The following is a 15,992-nucleotide window of genomic DNA, read 5'->3' on the forward strand; positions in this document are numbered from 1 at the left end:
GGGAGCCGACAGGGAGATGTCGATCAGGATGTTTGAGCGCAGCAAGGCGTCCGACGCGGACATCACCGACGTCAGCGAAGTCGCCGACGCCGGCGGACAGCGGCCGGCGTCGGTCGATATCGACCATGGCCGGGCCTCGCGCTTCGGCTGGCTGGTTCTCGCCATCGGTTTCGGCGGCTTCATGCTGTGGGCGGCCCTGGCGCCTCTCGACCAGGGGGTGCCGGCCGGTGGCCAGGTCGTCGTGACTGGTAACCGCAAGACGGTACAGAACCTCGGTGCAGGCAAGATCGAGGCGATTCTGGTCAAGGACGGGGACGAGGTGCAGAGCGGGCAGGTACTCGTGCGTCTCGACCCGACTCTGGCGAGCTCGCAGTACGAGGTGGCGCGCAGTCAATGGTTCGTGGCCAAGGCGGCCGAAGCGAGGCTCCTGGCGGAGGCGCAGGGCAAGTCGGAAATCGTCTTTGCCGACGAACTGCTGCAGGCAAGGGATGATCCGCGGGCGACGAGCGCGATGGTGGTGCAGGCACAGTTGCTGCGTTCCCGCCAGGCGGCGCTGCAAGCGGAACTAGGGGCGATGCGCAGCATGCTTGCCGGGCTGCAGTCGTCGGCGAAAGGTCTCGAGGCGACGCGACGGGCCAAGGAAGAGCAGAGCAAGCTGCTGCTCGATGAGCTCAAGGGCCTGCGTGACCTGGCCGCCGAAGGCTACCTGCCGCGCAATCGCCTGTCCGAACAGGAACGCCTGCAGGCACAGCTGAGTGGTGCCATTTCCGAGGACATCGGCAATCTCGGGCGGACACAGCAGAGCATTGCCGAAGTCCGGATGCGCATGAGCGCGCGCCAACAGGAATACGACAAGGACGTCGAGACCGGCCTGGCGGAGGTGCAAAAGGAGGTGACATCGCTCGACAGCCGCCTCGCCGGGCTGGCCTTCGAACTGGCCAACACGGATATCCGTGCGCCGGCAGAGGGAATCGTCGTCGGCCTGAGCGTGCACACGGTTGGCGGGGTGCTGGCGCCGGGGACGCCGCTGATGGACGTGGTGCCGCGAAATGAGCCGCTGCGCATCGATGTCCAGATTCCGACGACCCTGATCGACAAGGTGCGCATCGGTTCGCCGGTCGACATCACCTTTCCCGCCTTCAACCAGCGCACGACGCCGCAGATTCCGGGCAACTTCGTGCAGGTGGCGGCCGATGCCACCACCGACCCGCAGGGCAGGGTACCACCCTTCTACCGGGGCCAGGTGGTCGTCACCGAAGATGGGATGAAGAAGCTCAAGCACTACGAGATCAAGGCCGGGATGCCCGCGGAGGTTTTCATCAAGACCGGCGAACGGACGATGCTGAACTACCTGTTCAAGCCCATCCTCGATCGCATGAAGACGGCACTGACCGAGGAGTGAGGAGGGTGCGGGGGGCAGTCGGGCTGGTGGGTTGCGCGCTGGCACTCTGGTCGTCCGGGGTACTGGCGGCCGGCCTGATGGATGCCTATCAGGCGGCGCGGCAGAACGATCCGTCGTTCCGCGCCGCACGCTACGAGCGTGACGCCGGGCAGTATGCGATTGCCATCGGCCGGGCCGGCTTGCTGCCGAACGTCGGCATCACCGGTGCCTATTCGAGAAACAGGGGCGAGCGGACCTATTTCACCCGCGCGGGCAGCCCGACCGAGGATCTCGACTACCGCGAGGAGGCGAGCGCGATCGCCTTGCGGCAGCCGTTGTTCAACTACGACAGTATCGTCCGCAATCGCCAGGGGGGGGTGCAGGCTGCGTTCAGCGATGCCGTCTTCGATCGCAAGGAGGCTGAGTTCGCCGTCAGGCTGGCGTCAGCCTATTTCGAGGTGCTGTTCTCGCTCGAGAGGCTGGCCCTGAGTGACGCCGAGATCGCCGCCTATCGTGCCGATCGCGAGACTTCAGAGCGTCGGCGAAAGGGCGGTGAGGGAACGGTGACCGAGGTGGCCGAGGCCGAATCGAGGCTGCAGCTCGCTCGCGCTGGTCGCGCCGATGCCATCGATCGGCTCTCGGTGGCCAACCTCAGGCTGGAAAGCATGACCGGCAAAGCGATGGCTCCACTCTGGCCCCTGCGCCGGGATTTCGCGCCGAGCGCCGTCCAGGCAGTCAGTCTCGACCAGTGGTCGGCGCTGGCCGAGGAGAGCAGCCCGGAGATTCGTGCACGGCGGAAGTCATTCGAGTTCGCCAGCCTTGAGGTCGATCGCAATCGGGCGGGTCATTATCCACAACTCGACTTCGTCGCCCGTTCGTCGCGCACGCAAGGCGAATCGCTGTCCACCGTCGATCAGAAGAACGTCATCAATTCGGTCGGCGTGCAGCTCAACATCCCGTTGTTCGCCGGCGGCCGGGTCGATGCGCTGACCGGGCAGGCCGTCGCCAACCGCGCGCGCGCTCAGGCCGAGTTGGATGCCGCCGTGAACGAGGTGCTGATCGAAGTCAGAAAGCAGTTCATGGCCGTCGAGACTGGTGGCAGCAAGATCGCCGCCTATCAGAAAGCCGTCGATGCCAGTGTGGTCGCCGTCGAGGGAACGCTGCGCGGCATGCGCGGCGGCATCAGGAGCAACGTCGATGTGCTCAATGCCGAACGGGTGATGTTCGTTGCCAGGCGTGACCTCGCGCAGGCGCGCTACGAGTACCTGCTCAGCCTGCTGCAGCTGAGGGCGGCGGCGGGTGTTCTGTCGGAGAAGGATCTGCAGGAGGTCGCCAGTCTCCTGTTGCCGCCCGAGTGATCGCGGTGGGCGGCGGTGAAGTCGTCGCGAAGCCGCCGGTTGGCGTGCCTGGCCGTCTGCCCGGATGCGGCTGGCGCCCATCGCGCTAGGACGAAGGTGGCGGGCAGACGATGCTCGGTAGCTGGGTGAGATCGCTGATTTCTCCGTCGGGGGTGGCCGGCAGCCGTTCCGCCGCCTGCGCAAAGCGGTTGCACCAGACGACGCGGAGGCCGCTGGCCTTGGCGCACCAGGCATCCCAGGCATTCGCGGAAAGGAAGCAGATGGCCTCTGGGGCGAGTTGCAGTCGTTCCGGAGCCAGGCGATACACCGCCGGGTGCGGCTTGAAGACGCCCACCTCCTCGACTGACAGGACGGCGTCAAAGAACTCGTCGAGCCTGCTGTTGCGGACGACCGCGGCGAGCATCGCCGGTGTGCCGTTGGAGAGGATGGCCAGTCGCATCCCGCGTGCGCGCAGCTGCTGCAGCGTGGCCGGCACGTCGGCATAACACCCAAGTTGCAGGTAGAGGTCGAGCAGGCGCGCGTGCAGGCCGGGCCGTTCGAGGCCGAGCGTGCTCAACGCATAGTCGAGCGCCTCGCCGGTCACCTGCCAGAAGTCGGCATGTCGGCCAGCCAGTCCGCGCAACCAAGTGTATTGCAACTGCTTCTGCCGCCAGATCTCGGACAGCTTCTGCCAGTCGGCACCCAGTTCGCCGCTGACGGCGCGCGCGGCGCCGTTGAAGTCGAAAAGCGTTCCGTAAGCGTCGAAGACACACGCTTCGATGCCGGTGAGTCGTCCGTCTCTCATTGTTCTGTGCTCCGCTCGGGGTGCCACGGTCTGGTCAGGTCGGCGGTTCAGGTACCGCAGGTCGGCGCTGGTGCGGGCTTGTGGCCGAGAGCGCCGCCGCAACCCGATCCCTGCCCGGCTGTGCAACCGAAACAGTGTTCGGCGACACGGATGCCATGTCCCTCGAGCGCCACGGCGTCGATTTCGCTGATGTGCCAGCGCGAAGTGCCCCTTCTGCTGATCGGCAGGCCGAGTTGCTGATTGAAGTCGCAGTCGTGGAGATAACCTTGCCAATCGACCGACAGGAGGTTGCGGCACATCACGTGCTCGAGGTTTTCCTTGCGATGCGCTGCCCGCAGCAGCTGCAGGTAGTCGTTGAACTGACCCCGCGAGACGAGAACGGAGCCGAAGCGCTGGATCGGCATGTTCGCCAGGGTGAAAAGCTGGTTGAATGCGATGCCGAACTCATGCCCGAGATGTTCCCGGTAGGCTGCCGTGAGCGCTGCCTGCGGTGGTGGCAGCGATGGTCCCTGTGGATTGAAGACCAGGTTGAGTTGCAGCCCGCTATCGGCCATGCCGTAGCCGAGGGCGTTCAGCCGCTGCAACCCGCGGATGCTGCCGGCAAAGCTGCCCTTGCCGCGCTGCCGGTCTACGTTGTCCTCGATGTAGCAGGGCAACGAGGCGACCACCTCGATCTGGTGCGCCGCAAGGAATTCTCCCAGATCCTCTTGCCCGGGTTCGTCGAGGATGGTGAGGTTGCAGCGATCGATCACGCGCAAGCCCCGCTCGCGGCCGGCAACAGCCAGCCGCCGGAAATGTGGATTGAGTTCGGGCGCTCCGCCCGTCAGGTCGAGCGTCGTGACTCCCGGGCTGGCCGAGAGGAAGGCAACGACGGCGTCGACCGTCTCGGCGGTCATCTCCTCGCGCCGCTGCGGACCGGCATTGACGTGGCAGTGGAGACAACTCTGGTTGCAGCGGTAGCCGAGATTGACCTGCAGGATGTCGACCGAGCGGCGAACGATCGCCGGGAAGGTGGTGGCCGAGAGCAGGGGCAAGGTGGCGTGCATCGGTCGTTCTCCATGAATGTCCGCGCTTCTGTCGCCGCGGGCGTGCCTTTCCTTACACCTGATCGTCGTCGCGCACACGGCGGCAGACGCTGGCCGTCTGCAGCCGGACCGTCGGCCGAGCGCGACGTCGGCTGCGCGCAACACCCGCGGATGCCGGCTGGCGTTCGAACCGCTTCGGGCTGAGGGTCAGCGAGCTCTTGCCAGACAAGGGTGCCACACAAGGCAGGTTTCGAGGCGCCCAATAATACTGTAGAATCGCTCGCTTTCCGCGTACGCCGAGGCGGCAGGAAGGCTGGCTGCGGGTGGGCCGGCTGCTCCCGATGCCGTCCGGGGCCGCGTCTGGCGCCGCGTTGCCGGTCTCGCTCGCGGGCGGCAGTCTGGCGATTCGGTCGGCGCTCACATCGGCTGCCCGCGCGGCACTGTCTGGAGACGCCTGGGGTGGTTCGCAGCGGTCTCCGCTCTGGACCACGTTTCAGCCTGTATCACAAGGATTCTGAATGGAAACTAACGCTGCTAACCCTGTTGCACCCGCTGCAAGTGCGCTTGAGCGCCGCCTCGAACTGTCGGTGGCGATAGCCGAACTCGAGCAGGATGTCGACCAGCGCCTGCGGCGCCTGGGCAAGAACATGAAACTGCCGGGCTTCCGCCCGGGCAAGGTGCCGGCCAGCATCGTCAGGCAACAGTACGGCGATCAGGCACGCATGGACGCTCTGCAGGAGGCGTTGGGGCGTCTGTTCGGCGAGGCGGTCAGGGTGCAGAACTTGCGCGTCGCTGGCGCACCGAAGATCGAGGCCAGCGACAGCGGCAGCACGACGCACATGGACTTCTCGGCGACCTTCGAGGTGTACCCGGACATCACGCTGAGTGACCTGGCTGGCATCGAAGTCGAACGGCCGGTGCTCGAGGTCGGTGCGGAGGAGATCGACAGCACACTCGAGATTCTGCGCAAGCAGCGCGTGCACTACGAGCCGGTGGATCGTGCGGCGGCTCTGGCGGACCGTGTCACCATCGACTTCCTCGGCAAAAAGGATGGCGAGCCGTTTGCCGGCGGGCAGGGACAGGACTACCGCTTCGTTCTCGGGGAGGGAAAGATGCTGTCCGACTTCGAGAATGCGGTGATCGGCACGCGTGCCGGAGAAGCCAAGTCGTTCGACATGACCTTTCCGGCCGAGTACTTCTCGAAGGATCTGGCCGGCCAGTCGGTGATCTTCGACATCGTGCTCAAGGAGGTCTGTGAACCGGTGCTGCCGGAGCTCGACGGCGATTTTGCCCGTGCTCTGGGTGTCGAGGACGGGAATCTGACGCAGATGCGGGACGAGATCGAGGCCAACCTCAGGCGCGAGGTGAAGAAACGTCTGCAGGGCCGGATCACCGCACAGGTGATGGACGTGCTGTTGCAGGCCAACCCGTTGCAGGTCCCGGAGGCGTTGATCCAGAAGGAGGTCGAGCGGCTGATGCAGGTGGCACGCCAGGACATGGAGCAGCGCGGCATGAAGGTCAAGGACCTGCCGATGCGACCGGAGTGGTTCAGCGACCAGGCCAGGCGGCGCGTATCGATTGGCCTCATCCTTTCGGAAATCGTCAAGCTCAACGACCTGCGGGCACAGCCGGCGCAAGTGCGGGAACTGGTGGAGGATGCAGCGCAAAGCTACGACAATCCGCAGGAGGTCGTTCGCTGGTACTATGCCAAGGCCGAGCGCCTGAGCGACTTCGAAGGTGCGGCCATTGAGGCGAACGTGGTCGACTGGGTCCTGCAGCGGGTGAAGGTGAGCGACAAGCCGGTGGCCTTCGCCGAGCTGATGGGGCAACAAGCCTGACGCGGGAGTCGACGTAGCTGGCGGTAAAGCAGCGGTGGCGGCGCTGCGGGCGGTGCCGGCGCGCCCATGGGCCGCGGCGTCCTCTTCCTCGACCCCTGGCACTCCTCGAGTCGGGGTGGTGCAGGGGCGTCGTGAGTCGCAGCAGCGGTTTTCAGGGTAACAAGGGAAACGAAATGGGAATTGACGACGCGGGCGGTTGGGATCCGCAGGCACTTGGCTTGGTGCCGATGGTGATCGAACAAAGCGGTCGTGGCGAGCGGGCCTACGACATCTACTCGCGCCTCCTGAAGGAGCGCGTGATCTTTCTCGTTGGCCCCGTCAATGACGTGACGGCGAATCTGGTGGTCGCCCAACTCCTGTTTCTCGAGGCCGAGAACCCGGACAAGGACGTTCACTTCTACATCAACTCGCCGGGTGGTGCGGTGTCGGCCGGGCTGTCGATCTACGACACGATGCAGTTCATCAAGCCCGACGTGTCGACCCTGTGCATGGGACAGGCGTGTTCGATGGGCGCCTTCCTGCTGGCTGCGGGTGCTGCCGGCAAGCGCTTTGCCCTGCCGAACTCACGGGTGATGATTCACCAGCCGATGGGCGGATTTCAGGGACAGGCTTCGGATATTGCGATTCATGCCAAGGAGATCCTGTCGCTGCGCGCCAAGCTCAACGAACTCATGGCACGGCACACGGGTCAGGCGATCGACCGGATCGAGCGCGATACCGATCGCGACAATTTCCTTTCGGCGCAGGAAGCGGCAGAATACGGCTTGATCGACAAGGTACTGGCCAATCGGCAGGCGGCGCTCTGAGGGTGCATCCGGGCAGCTCCGGTCGGGCTCGATTGTGAGGTGGACGACATGTCGGAAAAGAAAAGTGGTACCGAGAAACTCCTCTACTGCTCGTTCTGCGGCAAGAGTCAGCACGAGGTCAAGAAGCTGATCGCCGGGCCATCGGTCTTCATCTGCGACGAGTGCATCGAGCTGTGCAACGACATCGTGCGCGACGAGATCGCCGCGGACCAGGGTGGTGGCAAGGGCGGAAAGGTGGAACTGCCGACACCACGGGAGATCTCGGCGCTTCTCGACCAGTACGTGATCGGGCAGGACCAGGCGAAGCGCATCCTGTCGGTGGCCGTCTACAATCACTACAAGCGGCTGCGGCACTTCAGCAAGACGAGCGACGAGATCGAGCTGGCCAAGAGCAACATCCTGCTCATCGGCCCGACCGGCTCGGGCAAGACCCTGCTGGCACAGACGCTCGCCCGCATGCTCGACGTGCCCTTCGTGATGGCGGATGCGACGACCCTGACCGAAGCCGGCTACGTCGGCGAGGATGTCGAGAACATCATCCAGAAACTGCTGCAGAAGGCCGACTACGATACCGAAAAGGCGCAGCGCGGCATCGTCTACATCGACGAGATCGACAAGATCTCGCGCAAGTCGGACAATCCGTCGATCACGCGCGACGTGTCGGGCGAAGGCGTGCAGCAGGCGTTGCTGAAGTTGATCGAAGGGACGATCGCCTCGGTACCGCCGCAGGGCGGACGCAAGCATCCCAACCAGGACTTCGTGCAGGTCGACACGACGAACATCCTGTTTGTCTGCGGTGGCGCTTTCGATGGCCTCGACAAGGTGATTCGCAATCGTTCCGAGCGAGGTGGCATCGGCTTTGGCGCCGAGGTCCGCAGCAAGGACAACAAGCGTGCGATCGGCGAGGTCCTGCGTACAGTGGAGCCCGAGGACCTGATCAAGTTCGGTCTGATCCCCGAGCTCATCGGACGGCTGCCGGTGATTGCCACTCTTGAGGAATTGTCGGCTGCGGCGCTGGTGGAAATCCTCGTCGAACCGAAGAACGCACTGGTGAAGCAGTACCAGAAGCTGTTCGCCATGGAGGGCGTCGCGCTCGAGATCCGGCCGGCAGCGATGATGGCGATCGCTCGCAAGGCGCTCGAGCGGAAGACCGGAGCACGGGGTTTGCGCTCGATCCTCGAGGGGATCCTGCTCGACACGATGTACGAACTTCCCGGCATGGAGAATGTCTCGGAAGTCGTCATCGACGAGGGGGTGATCGTCGGTGATGCCAAGCCACTGCTGATCTACGCGGATCAGCCAAAGGTGTCCGGCGGCAACTGACGTCCTGGCCGTTTCTGCTGCGGCTTGAAATCCGGGTTCTTGCCACCATCTCTGGCAAGAACCACAACCTATGGGACACAATCCATGTCTGCACCCCCGAAGCTGTCCGCCGATCCGGTTGAACTGCCGCTGTTGCCGCTGCGCGATGTGGTCGTCTTTCCGCATATGGTCATCCCGCTCTTCGTCGGGCGTCCAAAGTCGATCAAGGCCCTGGAAACGGCGATGCAGGGAGGAAAGAGCATTCTCCTCGTGGCCCAGAAGTCTGCAGTCAAGGACGAGCCCGAAGCGGAGGATCTGTATGGCGTCGGCTGTCTGGCCACTATCCTGCAGATGCTCAAGTTGCCCGACGGAACGGTCAAGGTGCTGGTCGAGGGGGCGCAGCGTGCGCGTCTGCAGGCCATCGATTCGAGATCGGACATGTTCTTTGCCGAAGCGCGTCCAGTGATGGCCGAGGACGGTGTGAATCACGAGGTGGAGGCCCTGCGTCGTGCCGTCATCGCGCAGTTCGACCAGTATGTCAAGCTCAACAAGAAGATTCCCCCCGAGATCCTGACGTCGATAGCCGGCATTGAAGAGGCCGGACGTCTTGCCGACACGATTGCCGCCCACCTGCCGCTGAAGCTTGAGCAGAAGCAGGAAATCCTCGAGATGTTCGACGTTCGTGCCCGTATCGAACGGCTGCTGGCGCAACTCGAGGCGGAAATCGACATCCTGCAGGTGGAGAAGCGGATTCGTGGCCGCGTCAAACGCCAGATGGAGAAGAGTCAGCGCGAGTACTATCTCAACGAGCAGGTCAAGGCGATCCAGAAGGAACTCGGGGAAGGCGAGGACGGGGCCGACCTCGAGGAACTTGACCGCAAGGTCAAGGCTGCCGGGATGAGCAAGGAAGGACTTGCCAAGGCGCAGTCGGAGTTCCGCAAGCTTCGCCTGATGTCGCCCATGTCGGCAGAAGCGACGGTCGTGCGCAACTTCATCGAAACACTGATTGGCCTCCCGTGGCGCAGACGGACGCGCATCAGCAAGGATCTCGCGGCTGCCGGCAGGATTCTCGACGCGGATCACTGGGGTCTCGACAAGGTCAAGGAACGGATCATCGAATACCTCGCCGTGCAGCAGCGGGTCGATCGCCTGAAGGCGCCGATCCTCTGCCTGGTCGGGCCGCCTGGGGTGGGCAAGACCTCGCTCGGCCAGTCGATAGCGCGTGCCACCGGCCGCAAGTTCGTTCGCATGAGTCTCGGCGGCGTGCGCGACGAAGCGGAGATCCGCGGTCACCGGCGAACCTATATCGGCTCGATGCCGGGCAAGATCCTGCAGAACATGAGCAGGATCGGCGTCCGCAATCCGCTGTTCCTGCTTGACGAAGTTGACAAGATGGGACAGGATTTTCGTGGCGATCCGAGTTCCGCACTGCTCGAAGTGCTCGATCCTGAGCAGAACTCCACCTTCGTCGACCATTACGTCGAGGTCGAGTACGATCTGTCGGAAGTGATGTTCGTGGCGACGGCCAACACCTTGAACATTCCTCCGCCGTTGCTCGATCGCATGGAGGTGATCCGGCTCTCGGGCTACACCGAGGACGAGAAGGTCAACATCGCGCAGCGCTACCTGTTGCCCAAGCAGATGAAGAACAACGGGCTGAAGACGAGCGAGCTGACGGTGGCGGAAAGCGCGCTGCGTGACATCGTCCGCTACTACACACGCGAGGCCGGTGTCCGTTCGCTCGAGCGCGATATCTCGAAGATTTGTCGCAAGGTGGTCAAGACCCTCCTTTTGCGGAAGAGTCAGGGAAAGATGGCGGTCAGTGCGCGCAATCTCGACAAGTTCCTCGGCGTCCGTCGCTACAATTTCGGTGTTGCCGAGCGCGAGAACCAGATCGGTCAAGTCACGGGTCTGGCGTGGACCGAGGTTGGCGGGGAACTACTGACCATCGAAGCGGTGGTCCTGCCGGGCAAAGGAAAGACGACGACCACCGGCAAACTAGGCGAGGTCATGCAGGAATCGGTTCAGGCGGCGCTGTCGGTGGTCCGCAAGCGCGCGCAGTCGCTGGGCGTCGACCACGATTTCTACCAGAAGAGCGATATTCACATCCATCTCCCGGAGGGTGCGATTCCGAAGGATGGTCCGTCGGCAGGCGTCGGCATCTGCACGGCTCTGGTGTCCGTGTTGACCGGCATCCCGGTCTGTTGTGACGTGGCGATGACCGGCGAGATCACCCTGCGCGGCGAAGTGCTACCAATCGGCGGTCTCAAGGAGAAGCTGCTGGCGGCGGTCCGCGGCGGACTGGCCAGGGTTCTGATACCGGAAGAGAACGTCCGGGATCTGGCCGAGATTCCGGACACCATCAAGAACAGGCTGGAGATCATTCCGGTGCGCTGGATCGATCAGGTGCTCGAGTACGCTCTCGAGCGCAAACCTGAGCCATCTGTCGTCGACGACGCAGGAGTGCCGCCAGGGGTGGAGACGAACACCCCAGATGCCGCTGCGGCTGCGTCCGCCGGGCTCACTCACTGAACACGCCTTGTGGCGGCGGTGCAGCTGCTGCCGCACCATCTGCCGCTCTGGCCAAGTGCTGCCGGATGCGCTAGACTCGCGCCTCCAGTGCTTGATCACGCTAGGGGTGCTTAGCTCAGTTGGTAGAGCGCTAGCCTTACAAGCTGGATGTCGGCGGTTCGAGCCCGTCAGCACCCACCAGGAGCAGCAAGAGCGATTGTGCCGCGAGTGTTTTGGAGTGGTAGTTCAGTTGGTCAGAATACCGGCCTGTCACGCCGGGGGTCGCGGGTTCGAGCCCCGTCCACTCCGCCAACATCGAAAGGCGAACACTAGTTCGCCTTTTTTCTTTTGGTTTCAACACGTTCCAAAGAGTTAGCGACCTACCACCATGTTCTTTGACACCGTTCGCAACAACAAGAGGGTTGTCCAGGTCTTTCTTGCCTTGATCGCCTTGCCGTTCGCCTTCTGGGGCGTCGACTCGTACGTTCGTGGCGGGGGAGCGGGGGCCGACCTGGCCAGTGTCGGCGACAGCAAGATCACCCAACAGCAGTTCGATCAGGCGTGGCGCGTGCATCAGGACCGGATGCGCCAGGCTCTTGGCGACAGCTTTCGTCCCGAGTCGATGAATACTCCGGCGGCACGCCTTGCCGTGCTCAACTCGTTGGTCGATCAGCGCCTGCTTCTTCTGGAAGCGGCGAAGGGGAAGCTGGGTGCGAGCGATGAAGCGCTGCGCGAAATGATCGGCAGTATTCCGGCTTTGCAGGAAAACGGCCGCTTCTCCATGGCTCGTTACCAGTCGGCGTTGGCGGCGCAAGGTCTGTCGCAGGCGCAGTTCGAGGCGCAGATCCGGCAGGATCTGACTCTGCAGGAGTTGGTTGCGGCCATTGGCGATACGGGCGTCGCTGCCAGCAGCGAGACCGAGAGGATTCTGGCTATCCAGTCTGAGGAAAGGCAGGTTGCCGAGTTCCGAATCGCTCCCGGGCAGTTTGCCGGACAGGTCCGGATCGACGAGGAGGCGCTGCGCAAGTTCTACGACGAGAACGGCAAGCGGTTCGAGATTGCCGAACAGGCCAGGGTGGAGTACGTACTGCTGTCGCTTGCCGCGCGGATCGGCCAGACTGCGGTCAAGGATGCTGATCTGAAGGACTGGTACGAGAGCCACCGGGATCGCTACCAGCAGGGCGAAGAAAGGCGGGTGAGTCACATCCTGATCCTGGCGCCGAGCGGTGAGTCCGAGCAGGCAAAGGCCAGGGCAAGGGCCGACGAGCTTCTCGATGAGGTGCGGAAATCGCCAGCGCGATTTGCGGATCTCGCCAGAAAGCATTCGCAGGATCCGGGCTCGGCGGGCAAGGGCGGCGATCTGGGCGTAGTCGCGCGCGGGACGATGGTCAAGCCGTTCGAGGAGGCTGTCTTCAGCCTGCGCGAGAACGAGGTGTCGGGCGTCGTACAGTCGGAGTTCGGCTACCACATCATCATCGTAACGGGCATCAAGGCCGCCAGGCAGCGGACTTTCGCCGAGGTACGCCCGGAAATCGAGGCCGAACTCAAGCAACAGGCAGCGCAGCGCAGATTTGCCGAGGATGCCGAAGCGTTCAGCAACATCGTCTACGAACAACCGGACAGTCTGCAACCGGCAGCCGAGCGCTTCAATCTGAAGCTGCAGACATCCGATTGGTTGCCGCGCAACCCCGCCCCGGCGGCGGTGGCGAGCCTGGGGCACCTGGGTAATGCAAGGATTCTTGCAGCGATCTTCTCGGATGACTCGGTTCGCAACAGGCGCAACACCGAAGCGATCGAGGTGGCTCCGAACACACTGCTGGCGGCGCGCGTCGTCGAGCACCGGCCTGCGAGCGTGCGACCGTTCGCGGACGTGAAGGCCGATATCCAGGCGGCGCTGATGCTGCAGGGCGAGGCCGCTCTGGCACGCTCCGCCGGCGAAGCGCGCTTGGCCGAGTTGCGGCAGGGCGGCGCAGACAGCGTCGCCTGGACGCCGCCACGCAAACTCGCGCGGCAGGATGCACGACAGCTGCCGCCAGAGGCAGCGAAAGCCATCTTCGGCGCCGACGTGCACAAGTTGCCGGTCTTCGTCGGCGCAGCGGCCGGCGACGGGGGGTACGTGCTGTACAAGATCGTCAGGGTGACGCAACCGGAGCGCGTCGACGAGGCGCGGCGGCAGGCGCTGCAGCGCGAGTACGCGCAGATCCTGGGGCAGGAGGATTTCGCGGCTTATCTCGCCGGTCTGCGCCAGCGCTACCGGATCGACATCAACAAGGCGGCACTGGAGCGCAAGGAGCGCTAGCTGCGTGCCAGACGAAGGCCGTAGTGCCGGCCGTTTCCGTATCGTCCCGCGCCGCGAGCGCGACACAAGAAAAACCCCGCCGCGGCGGGGTTTCTCTTGTCCAGTCATCGCCTGGCCGGGCAGGGGATCACATGTCCATGCCGCCCATGCCGCCCATGCCGCCCATGCCGCCGCCCATGCCGCCACCCATCGGCGGCTTTTCTTCCGCCAGTTCGGCGACCATGCAATCGGTGGTGAGCATCAGGCCGGCAATCGAGGCTGCGTTCTGCAGCGCCGTCCGCGTGACCTTGGTCGGGTCGAGCACACCCATTTCGACCAGATCGCCATAGTCTCCGGTGGCTGCGTTGTAGCCGAAGTTGCCGCTTCCCTGGAGGACCGCATTGACCACTACCGAGGGTTCGTCACCGGCGTTGGCGACGATCTCGCGCAGCGGCTGTTCCATCGCGCGCAGGACGATCTTGATGCCTGCATCCTGATCGTGGTTGTCGCCCTTGAGTGTGCTCAACCCGGCACGAGCGCGCAGCAGAGCGACGCCACCGCCGGCGACGATGCCTTCCTCGACCGCTGCGCGGGTCGCATGCAGGGCATCCTCGACGCGTGCCTTCTTCTCCTTCATCTCGACTTCGGTTGCCGCTCCGACCTTGATCAGCGCGACACCGCCAGCCAGCTTGGCAACGCGCTCCTGCAGCTTCTCCTTGTCGTAATCGCTGGTCGCCGTCTCGATCTGAGCGCGGATCTGCTTGACGCGTGCCTCGATGTTGGCGCTGACGCCAGCGCCATCGATGATCGTCGTGTTCTCCTTGCCGATCTCGATGCGCTTCGCCTGACCCAAATCTGCGAGTGTTGCCTTTTCGAGCGTCAGGCCGACCTCTTCGGCGATCACTTGGCCGCCGGTAAGGATCGCGATGTCCTCGAGCATGGCCTTGCGGCGGTCACCGAAGCCCGGAGCCTTGACTGCGCAGGTCTTCAGGATGCCGCGGATGTTGTTCACCACCAAGGTCGCAAGTGCCTCGCCATCGACGTCTTCGGCGACGATCAGGAGCGGCCGGCTCGACTTCGCGACCTGTTCGAGGACCGGCAGCAAGTCGCGGATGTTCGAGATCTTCTTGTCGAAGATCAGGATGAACGGGCTCTCGAGAATCGCATTCTGCTTGTCGTTGTTGTTGATGAAGTACGGGCTCAGATAGCCACGATCGAACTGCATCCCCTCGACGACGTCGAGTTCGTTGTTCAGCGACTTGCCATCCTCGACGGTGATGACGCCTTCCTTGCCGACCTTGTCCATCGCCTTGGCGATGATATCGCCGATGTCGGCGTCGGCGTTGGCGGAAATGGCGCCCACCTGGGCAATCTCCTTGCTCGTCGAACAGGGCTTCGAGAGCGCCTTCAATTCCTCGACGGTCGCGACGACGGCCTTGTCGATACCGCGCTTCAGATCCATTGGGTTCATCCCGGCGGCGACGTACTTCATGCCTTCGCGGACGATCGACTGCGCCAGGACGGTAGCTGTCGTGGTGCCGTCACCAGCGATGTCGGAGGTCTTGGACGCGACTTCCTTCAGCATCTGGGCGCCCATGTTGGCGAACTTGTCCTTCAGTTCGATTTCCTTGGCGACCGAAACCCCGTCCTTGGTGACCGTCGGGGAACCATAGGAACGCTCGAGAACGACGTTGCGTCCTTTGGGACCGAGGGTGATTTTCACCGCGTCGGCGAGGATGTTCACGCCCTCGACCATGCGTGCACGGGCGGTGTCGCCAAATTTGACGTCTTTAGCTGCCATAGAGTTAACTCCTGTGTATCTTCAATGATTTATGTCTGAAACGGGCGAACTTCGGGAGCACCGGCCAAGCGCGCGAGGCGCCTTTCCGGACTTGGCCGTCAGCCTTCGATGACGCCCATGATGTCTTCCTCGCGCATGACGAGCAGTTCCTCTCCCTCGACCTTGACGGTCTGGCCGGCGTACTTGCCAAAGAGGACGCGGTCGCCCACCTTGACGGCGAGGGCACGGACGCTGCCATCATCGAGGATCTTGCCGTTGCCGACGGCGCGAACCTCGCCTTGGTCCGGCTTTTCTGCTGCGGTATCCGGGATGACGATGCCGGATGCGGTACGGCGCTCCTCTTCGAGACGTTTGACGATCACGCGATCATGCAGCGGACGAATCTTCATGCAGTTTCTCCTAGGTTGGATGACAAGTCAGAACATCGGCTAGCCTGTTGGAACCCCTCGCAGCCCAAGCCCGAGGGCACGAGTGCTTTGGCACTCTCCGCTAACGAGTGCTAATAATAGGGTCCCTTCGTTCGGATTTCAAGAGCCCACGGTGCAGCAGGTGCAGGAGCCCGCTGCCGCCTGAGGCGGGCCGCGACCAGAGAGGGCCCCGGGCGTTCCGTCAGGGGCGGTGGAGGGAATGCGACGATTCGCCTCGGAGCATGTTGACGCGCCTGGCTTCGATTGCTACAATGCCCCTCCTTCGCAGCCAGCACGTGTTTTCAAGCGGTCAGAATTCGCGCCGATCGGGCGTGCTGTGTGGGAAGGTAACCGGGTGATCCCCGGCGTGTCGCGGGGTGGAGCAGTCTGGCAGCTCGTCGGGCTCATAACCCGAAGGTCACAGGTTCAAATCCTGTCCCCGCAACCAGCTCTTTAAAAACGAGACAACCGATAGGTGTGGGTTCTTGGTCTGGTGGTGGT

11 protein-coding genes and 3 tRNA genes are annotated in these 15,992 nt (G+C 63.6%); 10 read left to right on the top strand and 4 right to left on the bottom strand.

Going from position 1 to position 15,992, the window contains the following annotated elements:
- The first annotated feature begins 16 nt into the window (after positions 1–16).
- A complete protein-coding gene (locus NFW30_RS03470; protein ID WP_295371766.1) occupies positions 17–1,402 on the top strand; it encodes an HlyD family type I secretion periplasmic adaptor subunit in 1,386 nt (461 codons plus the stop codon).
- A gap of 5 nt (positions 1,403–1,407) precedes the next feature.
- Positions 1,408–2,739: a TolC family outer membrane protein gene (locus NFW30_RS03475; protein WP_295350901.1), complete on the top strand. Its 1,332-nt coding sequence runs from the start codon at positions 1,408–1,410 to the stop codon at positions 2,737–2,739.
- Positions 2,740–2,824: 85 nt separating this feature from the next.
- On the opposite strand, the gene NFW30_RS03480 is transcribed toward NFW30_RS03475, so the two are convergent.
- Positions 2,825–3,523, bottom strand: coding sequence for a haloacid dehalogenase type II (locus NFW30_RS03480; protein ID WP_295350903.1), 699 nt, complete (start codon positions 3,521–3,523; stop codon positions 2,825–2,827).
- A gap of 47 nt (positions 3,524–3,570) precedes the next feature.
- On the bottom strand, positions 3,571–4,569 hold the full coding sequence (gene arsS / locus NFW30_RS03485) for an arsenosugar biosynthesis radical SAM (seleno)protein ArsS (RefSeq protein WP_295350906.1): 999 nt from the start codon (positions 4,567–4,569) through the stop codon (positions 3,571–3,573).
- Positions 4,570–5,066: 497 nt separating this feature from the next.
- Between arsS and tig the strand changes: the two genes are divergently transcribed.
- The 7 genes from tig to NFW30_RS03520 all read left to right on the top strand — a co-directional run bounded on the left by tig (position 5,067) and on the right by NFW30_RS03520 (position 13,304).
- On the top strand, positions 5,067–6,386 hold the full coding sequence (gene tig / locus NFW30_RS03490) for a trigger factor (RefSeq protein WP_295350909.1): 1,320 nt from the start codon (positions 5,067–5,069) through the stop codon (positions 6,384–6,386).
- Positions 6,387–6,559: 173 nt separating this feature from the next.
- Positions 6,560–7,192: an ATP-dependent Clp endopeptidase proteolytic subunit ClpP gene (gene clpP / locus NFW30_RS03495; protein WP_295350912.1), complete on the top strand. Its 633-nt coding sequence runs from the start codon at positions 6,560–6,562 to the stop codon at positions 7,190–7,192.
- Positions 7,193–7,240: 48 nt separating this feature from the next.
- Positions 7,241–8,515: an ATP-dependent Clp protease ATP-binding subunit ClpX gene (gene clpX, locus NFW30_RS03500; RefSeq protein ID WP_295350914.1), complete on the top strand. Its 1,275-nt coding sequence runs from the start codon at positions 7,241–7,243 to the stop codon at positions 8,513–8,515.
- A gap of 84 nt (positions 8,516–8,599) precedes the next feature.
- Positions 8,600–11,026, top strand: a complete 2,427-nt coding sequence (gene lon, locus NFW30_RS03505) for an endopeptidase La (RefSeq protein ID WP_295350916.1) — start codon at positions 8,600–8,602, stop codon at positions 11,024–11,026.
- A 104-nt stretch (positions 11,027–11,130) separates the two neighbouring features.
- A tRNA-Val gene (locus tag NFW30_RS03510) sits at positions 11,131–11,206 on the top strand.
- Positions 11,207–11,240: 34 nt separating this feature from the next.
- Positions 11,241–11,317: transfer RNA gene (locus NFW30_RS03515), tRNA-Asp, on the top strand.
- 76 nt (positions 11,318–11,393) lie between these two features.
- Entirely contained in the window at positions 11,394–13,304 is a 1,911-nt protein-coding gene (locus NFW30_RS03520) for a SurA N-terminal domain-containing protein (RefSeq protein WP_295352060.1), read from the top strand.
- A gap of 127 nt (positions 13,305–13,431) precedes the next feature.
- Here NFW30_RS03520 and groL read toward each other — a convergent pair whose 3' ends face one another.
- Together groL and groES are read right to left on the bottom strand one after the other, a co-directional pair.
- The gene (gene groL, locus NFW30_RS03525; RefSeq protein WP_295352063.1) at positions 13,432–15,084 is read right to left on the bottom strand and encodes a chaperonin GroEL; all 1,653 of its coding nucleotides are present in this window, start codon (positions 15,082–15,084) and stop codon (positions 13,432–13,434) included.
- 98 nt (positions 15,085–15,182) lie between these two features.
- Positions 15,183–15,473, bottom strand: a complete 291-nt coding sequence (gene groES, locus NFW30_RS03530) for a co-chaperone GroES (protein ID WP_034942117.1) — start codon at positions 15,471–15,473, stop codon at positions 15,183–15,185.
- A 389-nt stretch (positions 15,474–15,862) separates the two neighbouring features.
- Between groES and NFW30_RS03535 the strand changes: the two genes are divergently transcribed.
- Positions 15,863–15,939 (top strand) — tRNA-Met (locus tag NFW30_RS03535).
- Positions 15,940–15,992: the final 53 nt, after the last annotated feature.

It is taken from the genome of Accumulibacter sp., assembly GCF_023806635.1.
In the GTDB taxonomy this organism is placed as follows: Bacteria; Pseudomonadota; Gammaproteobacteria; order Burkholderiales; family Rhodocyclaceae; genus Accumulibacter.

What these genes read in the sequence shown, in the direction of transcription:
- lon (WP_295350916.1), top strand. Translation starts at nt 8,600, where the DNA reads ATGTCTGCACCCCCGAAGCTGTCCGCCGATCCGGTTGAACTGCCGCTG.
- tig (WP_295350909.1), top strand. Translation starts at nt 5,067, where the DNA reads ATGGAAACTAACGCTGCTAACCCTGTTGCACCCGCTGCAAGTGCGCTT.
- NFW30_RS03480 (WP_295350903.1), bottom strand. Translation starts at nt 3,523, where the DNA reads ATGAGAGACGGACGACTCACCGGCATCGAAGCGTGTGTCTTCGACGCT.
- groL (WP_295352063.1), bottom strand. Translation starts at nt 15,084, where the DNA reads ATGGCAGCTAAAGACGTCAAATTTGGCGACACCGCCCGTGCACGCATG.
- clpX (WP_295350914.1), top strand. Translation starts at nt 7,241, where the DNA reads ATGTCGGAAAAGAAAAGTGGTACCGAGAAACTCCTCTACTGCTCGTTC.
- groES (WP_034942117.1), bottom strand. Translation starts at nt 15,473, where the DNA reads ATGAAGATTCGTCCGCTGCATGATCGCGTGATCGTCAAACGTCTCGAA.
- NFW30_RS03470 (WP_295371766.1), top strand. Translation starts at nt 17, where the DNA reads ATGTCGATCAGGATGTTTGAGCGCAGCAAGGCGTCCGACGCGGACATC.
- clpP (WP_295350912.1), top strand. Translation starts at nt 6,560, where the DNA reads ATGGGAATTGACGACGCGGGCGGTTGGGATCCGCAGGCACTTGGCTTG.
- arsS (WP_295350906.1), bottom strand. Translation starts at nt 4,569, where the DNA reads ATGCACGCCACCTTGCCCCTGCTCTCGGCCACCACCTTCCCGGCGATC.
- NFW30_RS03520 (WP_295352060.1), top strand. Translation starts at nt 11,394, where the DNA reads ATGTTCTTTGACACCGTTCGCAACAACAAGAGGGTTGTCCAGGTCTTT.